General features: G+C 65.8%; 20 protein-coding genes and 1 other RNA gene. 13 read left to right on the top strand and 8 right to left on the bottom strand.

The window, feature by feature from the left end; translation table 11 throughout:
* Positions 1-21 precede the first annotated feature (21 nt).
* Positions 22-561, bottom strand: coding sequence for a c-type cytochrome (locus AC1ROT_RS06065; RefSeq protein ID WP_492969564.1), 540 nt, complete (start codon positions 559-561; stop codon positions 22-24).
* A 200-nt stretch (positions 562-761) separates the two neighbouring features.
* On the opposite strand from AC1ROT_RS06065, the gene AC1ROT_RS06060 reads away from it, so the two are divergent.
* The 5 genes from AC1ROT_RS06060 (at position 762) to AC1ROT_RS06040 (ending at position 5,608) form a co-directional block, all read left to right on the top strand.
* Positions 762-1,526, top strand: a complete 765-nt coding sequence (locus AC1ROT_RS06060) for a 3-deoxy-manno-octulosonate cytidylyltransferase (protein WP_492997777.1) — start codon at positions 762-764, stop codon at positions 1,524-1,526.
* A 31-nt stretch (positions 1,527-1,557) separates the two neighbouring features.
* Positions 1,558-2,430, top strand: coding sequence for a prephenate dehydratase (locus AC1ROT_RS06055; RefSeq protein ID WP_492969566.1), 873 nt, complete (start codon positions 1,558-1,560; stop codon positions 2,428-2,430).
* A 70-nt stretch (positions 2,431-2,500) separates the two neighbouring features.
* Complete coding sequence (locus AC1ROT_RS06050) at positions 2,501-3,103, top strand: LysE family translocator (protein ID WP_492997776.1); 603 nt, start codon at positions 2,501-2,503, stop codon at positions 3,101-3,103.
* Between the two features lie 125 nt (positions 3,104-3,228).
* Positions 3,229-4,572, top strand: coding sequence for a flavin monoamine oxidase family protein (locus tag AC1ROT_RS06045; RefSeq protein WP_492997775.1), 1,344 nt, complete (start codon positions 3,229-3,231; stop codon positions 4,570-4,572).
* A gap of 97 nt (positions 4,573-4,669) precedes the next feature.
* The gene (locus tag AC1ROT_RS06040; protein WP_492997774.1) at positions 4,670-5,608 is read left to right on the top strand and encodes an aldo/keto reductase; all 939 of its coding nucleotides are present in this window, start codon (positions 4,670-4,672) and stop codon (positions 5,606-5,608) included.
* A gap of 72 nt (positions 5,609-5,680) precedes the next feature.
* Here the strand turns inward: AC1ROT_RS06040 and AC1ROT_RS06035 are convergent, their stop codons facing one another.
* Genes AC1ROT_RS06035 through AC1ROT_RS06025 form a run of 3 tightly spaced genes read right to left on the bottom strand, consistent with a single transcriptional unit; the run spans position 5,681 to position 8,399 of the window.
* Positions 5,681-6,637 (bottom strand): Bug family tripartite tricarboxylate transporter substrate binding protein, encoded by a 957-nt coding sequence (locus tag AC1ROT_RS06035; RefSeq protein ID WP_492997773.1) that lies wholly within the window; start codon positions 6,635-6,637, stop codon positions 5,681-5,683.
* 26 nt (positions 6,638-6,663) lie between these two features.
* Positions 6,664-7,020: an AtuA-related protein gene (locus tag AC1ROT_RS06030; RefSeq protein WP_492997772.1), complete on the bottom strand. Its 357-nt coding sequence runs from the start codon at positions 7,018-7,020 to the stop codon at positions 6,664-6,666.
* Positions 7,017-8,399 carry an acyclic terpene utilization AtuA family protein gene (locus tag AC1ROT_RS06025; protein ID WP_492997771.1) on the bottom strand — a complete coding sequence of 461 codons (1,383 nt, stop codon included), beginning with the start codon at positions 8,397-8,399 and terminating at the stop codon, positions 7,017-7,019. The genes AC1ROT_RS06030 and AC1ROT_RS06025 overlap by 4 nt, the downstream gene beginning before the upstream one ends.
* A 93-nt stretch (positions 8,400-8,492) precedes the next feature.
* Here AC1ROT_RS06025 and AC1ROT_RS06020 point away from each other — a divergent pair, with 93 nt between their 5' ends.
* Positions 8,493-9,401: a LysR family transcriptional regulator gene (locus AC1ROT_RS06020; protein ID WP_492997769.1), complete on the top strand. Its 909-nt coding sequence runs from the start codon at positions 8,493-8,495 to the stop codon at positions 9,399-9,401.
* A 15-nt stretch (positions 9,402-9,416) separates the two neighbouring features.
* Here AC1ROT_RS06020 and AC1ROT_RS06015 read toward each other — a convergent pair whose 3' ends face one another.
* The gene (locus AC1ROT_RS06015) at positions 9,417-9,632 is read right to left on the bottom strand and encodes a YdcH family protein (RefSeq protein WP_492969570.1); all 216 of its coding nucleotides are present in this window, start codon (positions 9,630-9,632) and stop codon (positions 9,417-9,419) included.
* Positions 9,633-9,685: 53 nt separating this feature from the next.
* Here AC1ROT_RS06015 and AC1ROT_RS06010 point away from each other — a divergent pair, with 53 nt between their 5' ends.
* On the top strand, positions 9,686-10,255 hold the full coding sequence (locus AC1ROT_RS06010; RefSeq protein WP_492997767.1) for a TIGR02444 family protein: 570 nt from the start codon (positions 9,686-9,688) through the stop codon (positions 10,253-10,255).
* Here AC1ROT_RS06010 and AC1ROT_RS06005 read toward each other — a convergent pair.
* Positions 10,252-10,836: a UbiX family flavin prenyltransferase gene (locus AC1ROT_RS06005; protein ID WP_492970756.1), complete on the bottom strand. Its 585-nt coding sequence runs from the start codon at positions 10,834-10,836 to the stop codon at positions 10,252-10,254. The two genes, AC1ROT_RS06010 and AC1ROT_RS06005, sit on opposite strands and share 4 nt — an antisense overlap.
* A gap of 292 nt (positions 10,837-11,128) precedes the next feature.
* Between AC1ROT_RS06005 and AC1ROT_RS06000 the strand changes: the two genes are divergently transcribed.
* Positions 11,129-11,293: a YdcH family protein gene (locus AC1ROT_RS06000; protein WP_492969572.1), complete on the top strand. Its 165-nt coding sequence runs from the start codon at positions 11,129-11,131 to the stop codon at positions 11,291-11,293.
* Positions 11,294-11,314: 21 nt separating this feature from the next.
* On the opposite strand, the gene AC1ROT_RS05995 is transcribed toward AC1ROT_RS06000, so the two are convergent.
* Both AC1ROT_RS05995 and AC1ROT_RS05990 read right to left on the bottom strand, forming a co-directional pair.
* Entirely contained in the window at positions 11,315-12,955 is a 1,641-nt protein-coding gene (locus AC1ROT_RS05995) for an acyl-CoA synthetase (RefSeq protein WP_492997765.1), read from the bottom strand.
* A gap of 109 nt (positions 12,956-13,064) precedes the next feature.
* Positions 13,065-13,820 (bottom strand): sulfite exporter TauE/SafE family protein, encoded by a 756-nt coding sequence (locus AC1ROT_RS05990; protein ID WP_492997763.1) that lies wholly within the window; start codon positions 13,818-13,820, stop codon positions 13,065-13,067.
* 155 nt (positions 13,821-13,975) lie between these two features.
* On the opposite strand from AC1ROT_RS05990, the gene AC1ROT_RS05985 reads away from it, so the two are divergent.
* The 5 genes from AC1ROT_RS05985 to AC1ROT_RS05965 all read left to right on the top strand — a co-directional run bounded on the left by AC1ROT_RS05985 (position 13,976) and on the right by AC1ROT_RS05965 (position 16,537).
* Positions 13,976-14,563, top strand: a complete 588-nt coding sequence (locus AC1ROT_RS05985; RefSeq protein WP_492997761.1) for a hypothetical protein — start codon at positions 13,976-13,978, stop codon at positions 14,561-14,563.
* A gap of 11 nt (positions 14,564-14,574) precedes the next feature.
* Positions 14,575-14,910 carry a cell division protein ZapA gene (locus AC1ROT_RS05980; protein ID WP_492969576.1) on the top strand — a complete coding sequence of 112 codons (336 nt, stop codon included), beginning with the start codon at positions 14,575-14,577 and terminating at the stop codon, positions 14,908-14,910.
* 13 nt (positions 14,911-14,923) lie between these two features.
* Positions 14,924-15,081: non-coding RNA, 6S RNA (gene ssrS / locus AC1ROT_RS05975), on the top strand.
* 33 nt (positions 15,082-15,114) lie between these two features.
* Entirely contained in the window at positions 15,115-15,720 is a 606-nt protein-coding gene (locus AC1ROT_RS05970; RefSeq protein WP_492997759.1) for a 5-formyltetrahydrofolate cyclo-ligase, read from the top strand.
* Positions 15,721-15,727: 7 nt separating this feature from the next.
* Positions 15,728-16,537: a TIGR00282 family metallophosphoesterase gene (locus AC1ROT_RS05965; protein WP_492969578.1), complete on the top strand. Its 810-nt coding sequence runs from the start codon at positions 15,728-15,730 to the stop codon at positions 16,535-16,537.

Genomic DNA, 16,537 nt, shown 5'->3' with positions numbered 1-16,537 from the left:
TCGATGGTCAATGGAAATGCCTTACGGCAGCGGCTTCGGGCTATCCGACAGGCTGCGCAGATAGGCGATCAGATCGGCGCGCTCCTTCGGGCTCTTGGCGCCGGCGAAGGCCATCTTGGTGCCGGGCGCATAGGCCTTGGGGTTCTTCAGGAAGGTGTAGAGGTTGTCGTAGGTCCAGGCGCCCTCGGTCTTCTTCAGGCCGTCGGAATAGGCGAAGCCGGCCATATGGCCCTTCGGGGCCTGCACGATGTCGAACAGGTTCGGGCCGACCTTGGCCGGGCCACCCTTGTCGACGCCATGGCAGGCGGCGCATTTGCCAAAGGCCTTCTTGCCGTTGTCGACGCTGGCGGCTGCCAGCAGGCCGGCGACCGGCGGATCGGCTTCTTGCGCGGCGGCGGGCGCGCCGCCGGCCGGGGCTTCTTCCGGCACGTCGATCTTGTAGGCGGCTTCAGCCAGTTTCTTCGGATGGACGACCATGTTGCCGACCTGGTGCACGCCCATGATGATCAGCAGGCAGAACAGCACCGCACCGGCAATCTTGTTAATCTCAAAACTATCCATCGGAAGGCTCCTGGGGACCGCGGAGGGACGGCTCTGGCCAAGTGGCCGAAACCGCCCGAAAATCGCCGGGAGATTAGCGGCTTCCCCGACCCGTTCGCAACCCGTATATATCCGCAGGTCTGGGGCCGGCGGCCACTGCGGCTGCGGCGAAGTGCCGCACCGGCCCTGTCCGATCTCGCTGCTTTTTCAAGGCTTAAGAAATGACCGCGGCCCCAGAGAGTCACCTGCCGAAAAACCCCATCGTGCTGATCCCGTCGCGGCTCGCCTCCACCCGGCTGCCCGACAAGCCGCTGGCCGATATCCATGGCCTGCCGATGATCGTGCATTGCCTGCGCCGGGCCCAGGAAGCCGGCTTTGCCCGTGTCGCCGTGGCCTGCGGCGACGCCGCCATCGCCGAGGCGATCCGGGCCCATGGCGGCGAAGCCGTGATGACCGATCCGAACCACCCGTCCGGCTCCGACCGCATCTTCGAGGCGCTGACCCTGCTCGATCCGGACCGTCGCCATGACGCCATCGTCAATTTCCAGGGCGACCTGCCGGCCATCGACCCCGGCGTCATTGCCAAGGTGCTGACGCCGCTGTCCGATGCCGCCATCGACATCGCCACGCTCGCCACGCCGATCGTGGAGAAGCACGAGATCGACGACCCCAATGTGGTGAAGGCCGTGCTCAGTCTGGCACCGGGACAGACGGTCGGACGTGCGCTTTATTTCAGCCGCCGTCCGGTGCCGTCGGGCGAGGGCCCGCTGTGGCACCATATCGGCATCTACGCCTATCGCCGCGCGGCGCTGGAGCGCTTCGTGTCGCTGCAGCCCTCGCCGCTGGAGCAGCGCGAAAAGCTGGAGCAGCTGCGCGCGCTGGAAAACGGCATGAGCATCGCGGCAGCCGTCGTTGACACGCTTCCGCTCGGTGTCGATACTCCGGCCGATCTCGCGCGTATCCGCGCGGTCATGCAGCCGAAATAACCCCGTTAATCCTGCAGAAATCGAGTCCCTCATGTCGCCTGTCGCCACCATCGCCACGGAAGCCACCGATCCCGCCAAGGTCGTGGCCTTTCAGGGTGCGCCGGGCGCCTATTCGCATCTGGCCTGCCGCGAGGCGCTGCCCGATCTGGTGCCGCTGCCCTGCCCGAGTTTCGAGGATGCCTTTGCGGCCGTGCGCGAGGGTAAGGCGGCCTGCGGCCTGATCCCGATCGAGAATTCCACTGCCGGCCGCGTGGCCGACATTCACCAGCTGCTGCCCGAGGGCGGCCTGTTCATCACGGCGGAACATTTCCTGCGGGTGCGGCACCAGCTGCTGGCGCCCAAGGCCGCCTCGCTCAAGAGCGTGAAGCGCGTCTACAGCCATGTGCAGGGCCTGTCGCAGTGCCGCAAGGTCATCAAGGAACTCGGCCTGGAAGCGATCGTCGCCAGCGACACGGCCGGTTCGGCCAAGGATGTGGCGGCGCGCAACAGCGCGGAGGAAGCGGCCATCGCCTCCACCATCGCGGGAGAGCTGTATGGCCTGCAGGTGCTGCGTCCCGATATCGAGGATAACAGCACCAACACCACGCGCTTCATTAAGCTGGAGCGCCAGCGCCGCGATCCCGATCCGCAGGCGAAGGGCAGCCTGACCGCCATCATGTTCCGGGTGCGCAGCGTGCCGGCGGCGCTCTACAAGGCACTGGGTGGTTTCGCCACCAACGGCGTCAACGTGGTGAAGCTGGAAAGCTACCTGTCCGACGGGTTCAAGGTGGCGGAATTCTACGCCGAGATCGAGGGCCACCCGGCCCAGCGCAGCGTCGATCTGGCGCTGCAGGAACTGGCTTATTTCAGCTCCTCGCTGAATGTCATCGGCGTCTTCACCGCGCATCCCTTCCGCACGGCCTGAATCTTCCACCTGACCGCCGGGCTGCACAAATCTTCCAGACCCGTGCGGCCGGCCGTGCTGAACTGGCGGCATGAACCATGAGCAGGTTGCCGCGTTTTTTCTGTTTTCCCTGATCGCCGCGATCACGCCGGGCCCCAGCAACGTGCTGCTGACCGCCACCGGCATGCAGGTCGGGCTGCTGCGCGGCCTACCCTGCCTGTTCGGCATCGGTGCCGGCATGGGATCGATGATATTCCTGGCGGCCTACGGTTTCGGCGCGCTGGTGCTGCAGCATCCGCAGGTGATGCAGGCGGTGCGCTGGCTCGGTGCGGCCTTCCTGCTCTGGCTCGCCTGGAAGATCGCCACCGCCCCGGTCGGCGAGAGCGGCGGTGCCGCGCCGCCGCGCCCGACCGGCTTCCTGGGCGCGGCCTTGCTGCAATGGGTCAATCCGAAAGCCTGGCTGGTCTCGGCCGGCGCGGTCGCCACCTATCTGCCGGGCGAGGCCGAGTCCGCGCTGCTGCGCGCGACGATCTTCACGCTGGTCTTTGTCAGCGCGGCGCTGCCCAGCAGTCTCGTCTGGCTCGCCTTCGGCGCGGCGGCGCAGCGGCTGCTGCGCGATCCGCGCCGCCAGCGCGGTTTCAATATCGCGATGGGTCTGGCGCTGGCAGCGTCGGTGGCGATGATCTTGCGCTGAACGCACCAGTGGAGATTTCATGCGTGGCCCTCGTCTCGCGGAACGCGCGACAGCCCTGACGATTTTGTGCGAATCAACCTGCAAAAAATCATCCTGACAGCCAAGCTTCGCGGCATAATGGCGGCATGACGAAGCTGACGCGACGGCAGGCATTGCTCACCGGCACGGCCGCGGCCCTGCTGCCGCGGGCGCTGTCGGCCACGGCGCTGCCGACCGAGGCCGATGTGGTGATCGTCGGCGCCGGCCTCGCAGGATTGAGCGCGGCGCGTGCCCTGCAGGAGCGGCAGCGCACGGCCGTGGTGCTGGAGGCGCGCGAGCGTATCGGCGGCCGCATCTGGACCGAGCCGCTGGCATCCGGCATCCGGGTCGATCTCGGCGCGCATCTGCTGCGGTCGGCCGATATCAATCCGCTGGTGGCGGAACTGCGGCGCCGCGACATCCGCCTGCAGGCCGATGACGGCGACTACTGGCTGTTCGATGGCGGCCGCGACGCCGACGAGCATGACTACGATATCCTCGGCTTTGCCTATGACCGGCTGGACGATGCGCTGCTCGATGCCCGCACGCTGCGCAGCGATGTCACCCTGGCCAGCCGGGTCAAGGTCGATGGCAAATGGGCTGACACGGCGCGGGCGCTCGCCGGCCCGCTGCATATCGGCATCGAATACAGCGCGGTGGCGGCGCTGGACGCGCCGCGGCTGGCCGGCACCGGGAATGACGCTTGGTTCAACAGCGGCTTCGGGCCCTGGCTGACGCAATATGCCGAGGGCCTGCCGGTTTTCCTCAACCGCCCCGTCGTGCGGATCGACTGGAGCGGCGATCATGTGGTGGTCGCCACCGCCGAGGGCCAGGTGCGAGCCGAGGCCTGCATCGTCACCGTGCCGGTGGGCCTGCTGAATGCGCGCGAGAGCATCGTCTTCCAGCCCGGCCTGCCCCAGGGCCAGCGCGATGCGCTCGGCCGCCTGTCCATGGGTCTGCTCGATCGCATTGCCCTGCAGTATGAAGCCGGCAGCTTCGAGGCGCCGGCCAACACCCAGGCGCTGCCGCGCATCAGCGGCACCCGCGGCATGAGTTTCCGCATCAACGCGCAGGGCCTGCCGCTGGCGGTGGCCACCGTCGGCGGCGACTATGCGCGCGAGCTGGAGGCCCAGGGCGATGCGGCGATGATTGCCGCGGCGCGGCTGCAGCTGAAAGCCATGTTCGGCGAGGCGCTGGACCGCCGTTTCGTCAAAGGCGTGGCGTCAGGCTGGGGCAGGGATCCGTGGAGTCGCGGCGCCATCGCCTGCACGCGGCCTGGCTTCGCCACCGCGCGCCGCAATGCCGGCCGCGCGCTCACCAGCGCCACCGGCCGCGCCCGTGTGCTGTTTGCCGGCGAGGCCTTTGCGTCGGTCGACTGGACCGGCTCGGCCACCGGCGCCTGGCTTTCGGGCCGCCAGGCGGCGGCGGAAGCACTGCGGCTGTTCGGGTAAATTGGTCCGCCCGATTGGTGCGGCTTGCCTGACAATACTGGGCGGGTCGATACTGCCCCGGATTTTTCCTCGCCCCTTCAGCAAGTGAGTCTCGCCCGTGAAATTCCGCAATCTCGGCCGCTCCGGCCTCCTGGTTTCCGAAGTCGGTCTCGGCTGCAACAATTTCGAGATGCGTCTCGATCTCGAAGCCTCGCGCAAGGTGATTCACAAGGCGCTCGATCTCGGCATCACGCTGTTCGACACCGCCGATGTCTACGGCAACAAGGGCGGCTCCGAGACGCAGATGGGCAAGATCCTCGGCGCTCGCCGCAAGGACATCGTGCTGGCGACCAAATTCGCCATGCCGATGGACGATGTGGGCGTCAAGGTCGGTGCCTCGCGGCGCTATATCATGCGTGCGGTGGAAGACAGCCTGACCCGCCTGCAGACCGACTACATCGATCTCTACCAGCAGCACCAGCCCGATCCGCGCACGCCGATCGAAGAGACGCTGCGGGCGCTGGATGACCTGATCCGCCAGGGCAAGGTGCGCTATATCGGCAACTCGAATTTCGCCTCCTGGCAGTTGGCCGATGCCGACTGGACGGCAAAGCAGCTGGGGCTGAACCGCTTCGTCTCGGCGCAGGACGAGCTCAGCTTGGTCTTCCGCAAGGCGGAAGCCGAGCAGCTGCCGGCCTGCGAGCGCTTCGGGCTGGGCTTCCTGCCGTTCTTCCCGCTCGCCAGCGGGCTTCTCACCGGCAAGCACAAGGCCGGTGCGGCCGCCGAAGGCTCGCGCCTGGCCAATACCCAGCGCCTAGCTGATCGCTACATGACGCCGGCCAATGTCGCCACGGTGGAACGCCTGCGCGGCTGGTGCGACAAGCGCGGCATCGGCCTGACCGATCTGGCCTTTGCCTGGCTGCTGGCCAGGCCGCAGGTCTCCAGTGTGATCGCCGGCGCCACCAAGCCGGAACAGCTTGAGCAGAATGTGAAGGCAGGCGAGACGAAACTTTCGGCGGAGGACCTGGCCGAGGTGAAGGCGCTGCTCGACGCGTAAGCTGCGATCTCGCTCCAAGAAAAAGGGCGGGTCCTTGTGACCCGCCCTTTATTTTTCGCCGATGCGCAGAGCTTACTCCGGTTCGATGCCGGCGGCTTTCACCGCCTTGGCCCATTTGTCGGTCTCGCTGGCGACGAACTCGGCCAGTTCCTTGCGCGTGCTGGATTTCGGCTCGATGCCGGCGGCCATCAGACGGTCCTGGATTTCCTTGTCTTTTACGGCAGCCGACATCACCGACTGCAGTCGGTCGACGATCGGCGCCGGCGTCTTGGCCGGCGTCCAGGCGGCGAACCAGGCGGTGATCTCATAGCCGGGCACGCCCTGGCTGGCGATGGTCTTCAGCCCCGGTGCGACCGGTGAAGGACCGGCGGTGGAGACGCCGAGCGCCTTTACCTTGCCGGCCGAGGCCTGCGGCAGCGTGGTCGAGACATCGGCGATCATCAACTGCACCTGGCCGCCCAGCAGGTCGGTCACGGCCTGCGGATTGCTCTTGTAGGGCACATGCACGATGTCGATGCCGGCCATGGTCTTCAGCATTTCGACACTGATGCGCGAGGAGCTGGAGCCGGCGCCGAAGCTCAGCTTGCCCGGATTGGCCTTTGCATAGGCGATCAGCTCCTGCACGCTGTTGGCTGGCACGGACGGATTCACCACCAGCGCCATCGGGATGGTGCCCAGCATGGTGACGGTCTCGAAATCCTTCACGGCATCGTAGGGCAGTTTCTTCAGCATGCTCTGGTTGGCGGCATGCGTGGTGTTGGTCGAGATCAGCAGCGTGTAGCCGTCGGGTGCCGCGGTGGCGACCTTCTGCGCCGCTATCACGCCGTTGCCGCCGGCGATATTCTCCACCACCACCGACTGTTTGAGGTCGCGGGCGATGCGTTCGCCCACCACGCGGGCCACTGTATCGGTGGCGCTGCCGGCGGCAAACGGCACGATGAATTTGATCGGGCGGTTGGGGTAATCGCTTTGCGCATAAGCCGCAGGCGTGAGTGCCAGCAGCAGGCCGAGAGTTGTCAGGATACGCATTGGGTTCCTCCGTGGTTTCTATGCTGTTATGGAATGAGCGTGAGCAGCTTGGCCGGCACCGTGACGGGCAGGGTCAGCAGGCGGAAGGACAGTGTCTTGCCGTGGCCGTCGAGGCCGAGGCTGGCATTGACGCCGCCGTCGAGCGCGTGATCGAGCACGAAATTGAAGGCGTCGAGGTTGGGCAGGTCGTAGCGCCGCACGCTGGTCACCTTGCGGCTGGCGAAGAGGTCTGCCACGCGGTCGGGCGTCACCTGCTCGGCGAGCGTCTCGAAGAAATCCCGGTGGTAGCAGATCAGTGCGATATTCAGTCGATTGCCCTTGTCTCCTGAGCGGGCATGGGCCAGCCGATGTAGCGGGATGGAGGCGGGAATGAACGCGGTCACAGCAGCACCGCCTGTTCCGTCACGATGTCGCGCTCGATCAGGCAGCTCGCGCTGGCCAACTGCGGCACCAGATGGCGGCGCACGCCGCCGCCGCCGGCCGGGCCGGCGACATACAGTGCTTCCACCTCGTCCAGCAAATGACGAACGCGCCCCTCGTCCAGGTCGCGGGCGGCGAAGCGCACGCGCAGGTCTTCGCCGCCGTTATCCTGCGCGCCGGCAAGATCGGCGCCGGCGCTGTCGCCGAAACTGGAGACAAGGCCGATAATGTCGGCGCGGATGGCAAGGCCCGGCTGCGCCAGTTTTAGCTGAGCTTGGGCCATGCGCTGGCGGATGATCTCGACGGCCAGCCGGGCGCGGGCGGCGGCGTTCGGCCCGGCATAGGAAATCTCGGCTTCGCCGAGCCAGCCATTCTCGAAGCAGACAGTGGCTTTCAGTCTGTCCGGCCGGGTATGACCGCGCGCGCCGCTGACCGCCACGCGATCCATACCCTGCTGTTCGACCTGCACCTGCGTCAGATCCAGCACCACGTCCGGCGTCAGATAGGCGGCCGGATCGTGGATCTCGTAGAGCATCTGCTCCTTCACGGTGCGCAGGTCGACCACGCCGCCGGTGCCGGCCGGCTTGGTGATCACCGCGCTGCCGTCGGCGCGTACTTCCGCGATGGGATAGCCGATATCGATAAAATCGCCGGCGTCCTTAAAGCCCGGATCGGCGAAATAGCCGCCACTGACCTGCGGGCCGCATTCCAGCAGATGGCCCACCAGCGTGCCGGCTGCCAGCCGGTCCCAGTCCTGCCAGTCCCAGCGAAACGCATGCACCAGCGGGCCCAGTACTAAAGCCGGATCGGCGACGCGGCCGGTCACCACGATCTCGGCGCCCTGGTTCAGTGCATCCGCAATGGCGCGGGCGCCGAGATAGGCGTTGGCGGCAACGATCTTGGCCCGGTCTTTCAGCAGCGTGCCGTCGATCTCGCGCGCGGAAAGCTCATGCGCCGTCAGGCTGGCGGTCAGGTCGTCGCCGCTGATCACCGCGATCTTCGCGGTTGGCAGTCCGGCCGCGCGGATCATCGCGGCGATCTTTGCAGCGGCCGCCGGCGGATTGGCGGCGCCGAAATTGCTGACGATGCGGATTCTGTGCTGCAGGCAGAAGGCCAGCACGGGCGCGAGCAGCGGCTCCAGCGCCGGACTGTAACCCTGCTCGGCCGAGACGCGCTGTCGGGTAAGCTGCGCCAGCGCCAGGGTGCGTTCGGCCAGCGTCTCGAAAATCAGGAAGGCGGGTTTGCCAGACTTGGCCAGCGCTTCGACCACGGGCAGGGCCGCGCCGGCGCGATCGCCCGCAAAGCCGGCGCCGGCGCCTATATGAACAGTGTCTGGGAGCATTGCCCTGACAGCCTCTGGTCGTTTCCTCTGGCCGGCAGTCTGGCTCTCAAGATATATAACGTCCAATATATAAGAAATATGGACTTATAATTCATGTCTATAAATCTCACCCTGCGCCAGCTCGAGATTTTTGCCGCCACCGCGCGTGCCGGCAGTTTCAGTGTCGCGGCGGAACAGTTGCGCATCTCGCAGCCGGCCTTGAGCGTGGCCATCCGCAAGATCGAGGCCGAACTGCAGTTGCGGCTGTTCGAGCGCACCACCCGCAGTGTGGCGCTGACCGCCGATGGCCGCCATCTCGCCGCCGTGGCGGAAGACCTGCTGCGCGATGTGAAGGTCGCCTTGCAGGGCGTGGCGGCGCGCGGCAGCGGGCTTCATGGCCGCTTGGCCATTGCCGTGTTGCCCTCCATCGCCACCTCGATCCTGCCCGCCGCATTAAAGGCGCTGCAGATGAAATATCCCGGCATCGACGTGGCTGTGCATGACGTGATGCATGAACGCGCGGTGAAGCTGGTGGCCGACGGCATCGCCGATTTCGCCGTCACCACGCGGATCGCCGAGTCCGATGCCTTGAGCTATGCCGAAGTCGGCGCCGACCGCATCCATCTGGTCTGCCGCGACGATCATGCGCTGGCCAAGGGGAAAGGCCCGCTGCCCTGGAGTGCGCTGAAAAGCTATCCTTACGTGGCGATGGCGGGCAGCACCTCGGTGCGTCGGCTGGCCGATGCCGTGCTGCTGCAGGCCGATTTCGCATTGCAGCCCCGCTACGAGGTCGAACAGGTGGCGTCCTGCATCGCGCTGGTGGCGGCCGGCCTGGGCGTCACGGCGCTGCCGGCGCTCACCTTCACCATGTTTTCCAGAGAGCGGCTGGCGATGCGGCCGCTGATCGGCCCGGCCTTGAGCCGTCAGCTCGGGTTTCTGCAGTTGAAAGGCCGACAGCTCTCGGCGCCGGCGCAAGCGCTCGCCGCCGAATTCACGACGGCGTTTTCCCGCGTCAGGCGATGATATCGGGCCGAGCCGTCAGGCAATAATATCTGGAATAAGCTGGTTCTCGATCCGGGTGATCTGATCCTTCAGCGCCAGCTTGCGCTTTTTCATGCGCTGGATCTGGATCAGGTTCAGGCTCGGCTGCTCGGCCAGCGCCGAGATGGCATCGTCGAGGTCACGATGCTCCGCCCGCAGGTCGGACACCTTGCGCTGCAATTCCTCGGTATCGATCGGACCGGGAAAATTCATGCCGTCACTCAAAGCCTACCAACGAACCACGAAAGCCCGGTACCATAGCACGGATGACGGAACACGACACCGGGGCAAAAGCCCTTTCAGACAATGGGGTTAAGGAGGCGGGCAAGGTTCCCGGTTTCTGGACCTTCTCGCTCGCCCTCTATGGCCGGCCGGGCGTGGCGACGGCCTGCCTCGCGCTGCAGGACCGCCATGGCGCCGATGTGAATCTGCTGCTGCTCGGCTTCTGGCGCACGGCGCGTGGCCTGGCGGCCTGGGACGGTGTCGAACTGGCCCATGCGCAATCGGCTGTCGCTCCGGTCAATGCCGTGCTGCAGCCCTTCCGCGAGGCCCGCCGCGCCCTGAAAACCCTGGTCGCCGACGAGCCGGCGGCCGGACGGCTCTATGACGAGGCACGGGCGCTGGAGCTGAAGCTGGAGCAGGTGGCGCAAGCCTGGCTCGCCGCCGTCAGCCGCATCAGTCCGGCGTTGCGCCGGCCGCTGCCGCTGTCGCGCGCGGATGAAGTGACAACGGCCGCCGCGCATCTCTCGGCCTATCTGCAGGTGATCGCGCCGGATAACCCTGACGCGTTGCAGCTGGCCGCCGATCTGCTGGGTGCGGCGCTCAAAGAGGATTAAACGGCGGGCCGCCCGCTCCAGCGTTTGACCAGACCGCTGTCCAGCCCGAAAAGATCGAGCACGCGGCCGACCGTATGGTCGACCAGATCGTCCAGCGTCTTCGGCATGGCATAGAAGGCCGGCATCGGCGGCGCCACGATGGCGCCCATCTCGGTCACCGCCGTCATGTTGCGCAGATGGCCCAGATGCAGCGGCGTCTCGCGCGGCACCAGCACCAGGCGGCGGCGTTCCTTCAGCGCCACATCGGCGGCCCGGCTCAGCAGGGTCGAAGTGACGCCGGTGGCGATTTCGGCCAGCGACTTCATCGAGCAGGGCACGATGGCCATGCCCAGCGTCTGGAACGAGCCCGAGGAAATCGCCGCGCCGATATCGCCGATGGCATAGACGGTATGCGCCAGCGCCTTCACATCCTTGATGCTGCGGTCGGTCTCGTAGGCGATCGTCATCTCGGCCGCGCGACTTAAGACCAGATGCGACTCGATGCCGCCGGCCTGCAGCGCCTCCAGCAGGCGGATGCCGTAGATCACGCCCGAGGCGCCGCTGATTCCGACCACGAGGCGACGCTGGGCCGGCTTCCGGATGATTGCAGGCGCAATTTTACCAGGACGGGTCGCGGCTTGGCTGCGCTTCCTGATGTCGCTCGTAACGCGTGGCGTTTTGCCGGTTGCACGCTTGGGTGCAGATTTGTCCGGGGTTTTCCGTGTGCGGCGCATACAAAAATTCGCTTCTGTGAGAATTTACCAATTTGGGGCTGACAAAGCGGAAGGCGAGTGCTTAGCTACTTCTCAGGCGCGGACCGCAGCGGTCGTGCCGTCGCCGGGCGACCGCAGCAAAGTCGGTTGACGCGCTCCGAACCGAAAGGAGGAGCCCGCGATGAACAATTTGGCGCATCTCGACACTCTCATCGAAAAACATCATGGCCTGCAAGCGGCGATCGATGATGAGATTCACCGCCCGATGCCCGATCAAGCCCGCCTCACTCAGCTCAAACGCGAAAAGCTCAAGCTGAAAGAAGAAATCACCCGATATACGCAGTAGTCGCCGCGCCGGACCAGCGCTTCATTTAAGAGCCCTGGCCTTCTCGCGCAGTTCGAACTTCTGAATCTTGCCGGTCGAGGTTTTCGGTAATTCGCCGAACACCACGGTCTTTGGCACCTTGAATCGTGCCAGGCGCTCCTTGCAGAAGGCGATGATGCTGTCCGCGCCGGTCTGGTCGGCCGGCGTGGCGGCGTCCTTGCGCAAGGTGACAAACGCGCAGGGTGTCTCGCCCCAATGCTCGTCGGGACGCGCGACCACCGCGGCCTCGACGATATCGGGATGCATGTAGAGCACGCCTTCCACTTCGATGGTGGAGATATTCTCGCCGCCCGAAATGATGATGTCCTTCGAGCGGTCCTTGATCTGCATGTAGCCGCCGGGATGCAGCACGCCGAGGTCGCCGGAATGGAACCAGCCGCCGGCGAAGGCTTCCTGTGTCGCCTTCGGGTTCTTCAGGTAGCCCTTCATCACGATATTGCCGCGGAACATGATCTCGCCCATGGTCTGGCCGTCTTCCGGCACGCGCTGCAGGGTCTGCGGATCGAGCACGGTGACGTCTTCTTCCACATGATAGCGCACGCCCTGGCGGGCTTTCACGGCCGCTTTCTCGGGCAGCGGCAGTGCATCCCATTCGTCATGCCAGTCGCAGACCACCGCCGGGCCGTAGACCTCGGTCAGGCCATACACATGCGTCACGTCGAAGCCCATCTTTTCCATCGCCGCCAGCACCGCGGCCGGCGGGGCGGCACCCGCCGTCATGCATTTGACGCCGGGCTGGAGCTTGGCGCGCACGTCATCGGGCGCGTTGATCAGCATGGTCAGCACGGTGGGCGCACCGCAGAAATGCGTCACGCCGTGATGGAGGAAGCTGTCGAAGACCAGCGCCGGGTCCACCTTGCGCAGGCAGACATGCACGCCGGCCAGCATGGTGATGGTCCAGGGGAAACACCAGCCGTCGCAATGGAACATCGGCAGCGTCCAGAGGTAGCGCGGATGCTTGGGCAGGTTCCAGGTGACGGCATTGCCCACGGTATTGAGGTAGGCGCCGCGATGATGCGTCACCACGCCCTTCGGGTTGCCGGTCGTGCCCGAGGTGTAGCCCAGCGAGATGGCATCCCATTCGTCCACCACACCGCGCCAGTCCCAGTCCGCATCGCCGGTCTGCAGGAAGGCTTCGTATTCCATTTCGCCGAACAGCTCGCCGGTGCTGCAGAGATGATCATCGATATCGATCACGACAGGTTTGTTCTTCGACTGCGCCACGGCGGCCTTCACGGTGGCGCTGTATTCGCGGTCGGTGAACAGGATCTTGGCTTCGCCATGCTCCAGGATGAAGGCGATGGCGGCGGGATCGAGGCGCGTGTTGATCGCATTGATCACCGCGCCGGTGGCGGGAATGCCGAAATGCGCTTCCAGATGCGCCGGCGTATTCGGCGCAATGATCGCCACCGTGTCGCCGCGTGTGATGCCGCGCTTCTCCAGCGCCGAGGCCAGGCGGCGGCAGCGCTCATACAGCTCGATATAGGTATAGCGCAGCTTGCCGTGGATGACCGCCAGCCGGTCGGGGAAGACATCGGCGGTGCGGCGCAGGAAGCTCAGCGGCGACAGCGCTTCGTAATTGGCCGGGTTCTTGTCGAGGTCGCGATCGTAAATCGTGGGCATCTGGCGGTTTCCCCTGCAGGCGGGCCAAGCTAGAGCAAACCCAGCACCCGCGGCAACAGCCGGAAATCGCCTCGATACATGAGGAATCTTTGTGTCTTAACGGTCTGGCCTAGAGGAAATGCAGGCCCAGGCCGTCATGCAGCAGCTTCAGGCCGCACAGGAACACCAGCACATAGGCGATGCGGAAGAAAATGACGTCGCTCATCTTGTGGTGCAGCCAGATGCCGAGATAGACGCCGCCGACCGCCACCGGCACCAGGACCAGTCCGGTGCCGAGGTTGCTGAGGGTGAACTGTCCCAGGAACCAGTAGGGGATCAGTTTCACGTAGTTGACCACGGCGAAGAAGACGACGGTGGTGCCGACAAAGACGGTTTTGTCCAGGCGCTGTGGCAGCATGTAGACATACAGCGGCGGGCCGCCGGCATGGGCGATGAAGCTGGTGAAGCCGGAACAGGCACTCCAGAACAGGCCCTTCGGCCAACTTGGCCGCGCGGCATCGACCGGCGCCCGTTTGAGCCATTTCTGCAGGGTGAAGATGATGGCGATGATGCCGATGATGACCTCGACGCCCTCGTTGCTGATATAGCCGGCGGTGAAGGTGCCAATGGCGATGCCTGCCAATGCGCCCGGCAGGATGATTTTCATGTTCGCCTTGTCCCAAGTGCCGCGATAACCCCACAGGCCGGCGAGGTCCATGGCGCAGAGCACCGGAAGCATGATGGCGGCGGCCTGCAGCGGCGGCAGCACAATGGCCAGCAGCGGCATGGCGACCAGGCTGGAGCCGGGGCCGAAGCCGCCCTTGCTGAGGCCCACGATCAGCACGGCCGGGAAGGCCACCGCGTAGAACCAGGGGTCGGCAATCATGGGAAAATCGGGCATGGCGGCGGGGTCTGGCTGAGCGGAATTGCGGCGGAAAGGTGGCGGGCGGTTCGGTTGCCCCGTTGAGTTGCGCGGGAGCGATGCGAAGTTTATCCTCCATATCAAGTTTACCGGCCAAGACCAACGGACAGAAGCAAAGCATGCAAACCGGTGTCGCCGCCGCAGTCGCCGCCATGGAACAGGCGGTTCGCCGCCTGGATGCCGCCCTGGCGCAACGCGGCGCGGCGTTCCGCAGCCTGGCCGAGCAGCATGGTCAGGTGGCCATCGAGCTGAAGACCCTGCGCGAGGAGCTGCAGCAGGCCCGCGACGAGGCCGCCAGCCTGCGCGAACGCGCCGCCCTGGTGGATGCCCTGCGCGCCGAACTGGCGCAGATGCAGAGCGATGAGGCTGCGGTGTCGGCCCGGCCGGCGGCGGATAGCGGCATCCTGCGTCAGGCGCTGGCCGACCGCGACAGTGAGATTGCCGCGCTGAAAGGCGAAGTCGATGACCTGCGCACCAAACTGGCCTCCGCCGTGGATGCCAAGGCGGCGCTGCAGGCGATGGTGACGGCGCCGCGGCCTGTGGCCGACCATGCCAATGGCAGCGAAGCGGCGGCGCTGAAAGCCGAACTGGCTGTAGCGCGGGCCGCGCAGGCCGAGATGCAGGCCTTCCAGTCCGGCATGGCGGCGCGGCTGGAGGCGACGATGGCGCGGCTGCGTCAGGCACTGGATGCCGATGCGAAGGTTTAAGGAGGCTTGCGATGGCTGAGATCAATGTCACCGTCAACAACCGCCTCTATCCCATCGGCTGCGACGATGGCGAAGAAGAGCAGGTGCGCCGGCTGTCCGGCCTGGTCGATGGCCGCGTGCGCGAACTGGCGGCCCTGGTAGGTCAGGTTGGCGAGGCGCGGCTGTTGCTGATGACGGCGCTGACCCTGGCCGACGACCTGGAACAGGCCCAGCGCGACGTGGCGGCGATGCGGCAGGAGGTTAATGCCCTCTCGGAAGAGCAGAAAACCGCTGCCGGCGGCGCTGATGCGCTGCTTGGGCTGGCAAAACGGCTGGAAGACATTGCCGCAAGGCTGGAGACCACCTAAATAAGGCCTTGGACGGGTTCTGCCCGGTGCGTTGGCGTCCATAACCCTGGGGCCAATGCTCATCTCTAGGGAGCTGTCCCTGGCCGGAGCCCTGGTTCCGATCACACGGCGCCCACCTGGTACGCCAGGCCACAGAGGTTAGTTCATGCTAACGGCCATGGTGGGCCCGTCCACTTTCTCCAGGCTTTTACGCGACAGGTCAGGTTGAGCCCGCAAACCGATCCCGCGCTCGACCAACGCAAGGCGAGCCTCCGCATCAAACTGAAAGCCCGGCGCGCCGAAGCCTTTGCCGCCAACGGCACTGCCATTGCCGCGCTGGCGGCAGACCGGTTCCGCGCCGCCATTCCGGTGCAGCCGGGCCAGGTGGTGGCGGGCTACTGGCCGATGGGCGACGAACTCGATCCGCTGCCGCTGCTGCTCAGCCTGCAGCGCCAGGGCGCGCAGATCGTGCTGCCGGCGGTGCAGAAGGGCACGCGGCTGCTGCAGTTCCGGCTCTGCGAGGATTTGGCCAGTCCGCCGCCGGGCGGCGCCTATGGCATTCCGGCGCCGCAGGAAGGCGCGGCGACGCCGCCGCCCGATATCCTGCTGGTGCCGCTGATCGGTTTCGATACGGCCGGCCGCCGCCTCGGCATGGGCGGCGGCTATTACGATACGACCCTGCAGGCCCTGCGTGCGGCTGTGGATAAGAAGATTGTGGCCGTGGGCTATGCCTTCGCGGTACAGCAGGTGGCAGAGTTGCCCCACGGGGGCCATGACGAATTGCTGGACTGGGCGGTGACCGAACGCGGGTCGCTCAGGTTCGAGAGATAGGACGACGATGAAACTTCTGTATTGCGGCGATATTGTCGGCCGGTCCGGGCGTGATGCCGTGGTGGCGCGAATTCCGGAACTGCGTAAAAGTCTCGGCCTCGATTTCGTGCTGGTCAATGGCGAGAATGCCGCGGCCGGTTTTGGCATCACCGCGAAAATCTGCGAAGACTTCTATGCCGCCGGCGTCGATGTGATCGTGCTGGGCAACCATGCTTGGGACCAGCGCGAGACGCTCAGCTATATCAACACCGACCCGAAGCTGCTGCGGCCCCTGAATTACCCGAAAGGCACGCCTGGCAAGGGCGCGGCCGTGTACACGCTGCAGAACGGCAAGAAGGTTCTGGTGATCCAGGTGATGGGCCGCATCTTCATGGACCCGCTGGACGATCCCTTTGCCGCGGTCGATGGCGAGTTGCAGAAATATCGCCTGGGCGGCGGCGTCGATGCGGTGATCGTCGATATCCATGGCGAGGCGACGTCGGAGAAGATGGCGATGGGCCATTTCTGCGACGGCCGCGCCTCGCTGGTCTGCGGCACCCACAGCCATATCCCCACCGCCGATGCGCAGATCCTGCCCGGCGGCACGGCCTACCAGACCGATGCCGGCATGTGCGGCGACTACAATTCGGTGATCGGTATGGAGAAGACCGAACCGGTGAACCGCTTCGTCAAGCGTGTATCGGGCGGCCGCTTCGAGCCGGCCAATGGCGAGGCCACGCTCTGCGCCGTCTATGTCGAAACCGACGATCGCACCGGCCTTGCCACCCGCATTGCGCCGCTGCGTCTGGGCGGGCGGTTGCAGCAGACGACGCCGTGA

This window comes from Ferrovibrio sp. GW821-FHT12E11 (assembly GCF_058806975.1).
This window is presented reverse-complemented; position numbering and strand designations above follow the sequence as displayed.

Bases quoted from the DNA above. Each gene is read 5' to 3' on its own strand.
- AC1ROT_RS05985 (WP_492997761.1), top strand. From the start codon at position 13,976: ATGCAAACCGGTGTCGCCGCCGCAGTCGCCGCCATGGAACAGGCGGTT.
- AC1ROT_RS06020 (WP_492997769.1), top strand. From the start codon at position 8,493: ATGTCTATAAATCTCACCCTGCGCCAGCTCGAGATTTTTGCCGCCACC.
- AC1ROT_RS05965 (WP_492969578.1), top strand. From the start codon at position 15,728: ATGAAACTTCTGTATTGCGGCGATATTGTCGGCCGGTCCGGGCGTGAT.
- AC1ROT_RS06010 (WP_492997767.1), top strand. From the start codon at position 9,686: ATGACGGAACACGACACCGGGGCAAAAGCCCTTTCAGACAATGGGGTT.
- AC1ROT_RS06000 (WP_492969572.1), top strand. From the start codon at position 11,129: ATGAACAATTTGGCGCATCTCGACACTCTCATCGAAAAACATCATGGC.
- AC1ROT_RS05980 (WP_492969576.1), top strand. From the start codon at position 14,575: ATGGCTGAGATCAATGTCACCGTCAACAACCGCCTCTATCCCATCGGC.
- AC1ROT_RS06035 (WP_492997773.1), bottom strand. From the start codon at position 6,637: ATGCGTATCCTGACAACTCTCGGCCTGCTGCTGGCACTCACGCCTGCG.
- AC1ROT_RS06015 (WP_492969570.1), bottom strand. From the start codon at position 9,632: ATGAATTTTCCCGGTCCGATCGATACCGAGGAATTGCAGCGCAAGGTG.
- AC1ROT_RS06055 (WP_492969566.1), top strand. From the start codon at position 1,558: ATGTCGCCTGTCGCCACCATCGCCACGGAAGCCACCGATCCCGCCAAG.
- AC1ROT_RS05990 (WP_492997763.1), bottom strand. From the start codon at position 13,820: ATGATTGCCGACCCCTGGTTCTACGCGGTGGCCTTCCCGGCCGTGCTG.
- AC1ROT_RS05995 (WP_492997765.1), bottom strand. From the start codon at position 12,955: ATGCCCACGATTTACGATCGCGACCTCGACAAGAACCCGGCCAATTAC.
- AC1ROT_RS06025 (WP_492997771.1), bottom strand. From the start codon at position 8,399: ATGCTCCCAGACACTGTTCATATAGGCGCCGGCGCCGGCTTTGCGGGC.
- AC1ROT_RS06065 (WP_492969564.1), bottom strand. From the start codon at position 561: ATGGATAGTTTTGAGATTAACAAGATTGCCGGTGCGGTGCTGTTCTGC.
- AC1ROT_RS06045 (WP_492997775.1), top strand. From the start codon at position 3,229: ATGACGAAGCTGACGCGACGGCAGGCATTGCTCACCGGCACGGCCGCG.
- AC1ROT_RS06060 (WP_492997777.1), top strand. From the start codon at position 762: ATGACCGCGGCCCCAGAGAGTCACCTGCCGAAAAACCCCATCGTGCTG.
- AC1ROT_RS06050 (WP_492997776.1), top strand. From the start codon at position 2,501: ATGAACCATGAGCAGGTTGCCGCGTTTTTTCTGTTTTCCCTGATCGCC.